The organism is Pseudoalteromonas fuliginea (assembly GCF_000690055.1).
Taxonomy (GTDB): Bacteria; Pseudomonadota; Gammaproteobacteria; order Enterobacterales; family Alteromonadaceae; genus Pseudoalteromonas; species Pseudoalteromonas fuliginea.
Genome location: NZ_JJNZ01000032.1, coordinates 1 through 554, shown reverse-complemented (window position 1 = coordinate 554; position 554 = coordinate 1). Strand labels below are relative to the sequence as shown.

Annotated in this window: 1 protein-coding gene; it reads right to left on the bottom strand. The window is 38.8% G+C overall.

All coding sequences use genetic code 11. The features are described from left to right. A partial coding sequence (locus tag DC53_RS09520; RefSeq protein WP_033029962.1) for a flagellin N-terminal helical domain-containing protein occupies positions 1-431 on the bottom strand: 431 nt, incomplete at its 3' end. Between the last annotated feature and the right edge of the window lie 123 nt (positions 432-554).

The window sequence follows — 554 nt, the reverse complement described above, 5'->3', positions numbered from 1 at the left end:
GAACCGAAGCTGCCGTTCAATAATTGCTGACCACCAAACGAAGTCGTATCTGAAATACGTGTTAGCTCTGTTGATAAAGCTGATACTTCTTTTTGTAGCGCTTCACGGTCTTCTGATGAATTTGAACCATTCGCTGATTGTAGTGCTAATTCACGCATACGTTGTAAAATACTTGTAGACTCACTCATCGCGCCTTCAGCTGTTTGCGCCATTGAAATACCATCGTTTGCATTTCTTTGCGCTACGCCTAAACCATTTACTTGTGATGTTAAACGATTTGAAATTTGTAGGCCTGCCGCATCATCTTTCGCGCTGTTAATACGCATACCCGATGATAAACGCTCCATTGATGTCGCTAAATCAGAACCTGATTGAGATAGGTTACGTTGTGCGTTTAATGAAGATACATTTGTGTTTACTGAAATCATAATAAAACTCCTGATTACTTTCGTAAAAGTACTGTTTTGATTTAACCAAGAGCCGTAACAAATTTATGTACAAGCCCCTTACTGATTAAGTTAACGGCAGGAAACAAAATACCTTTAGCTTTTATT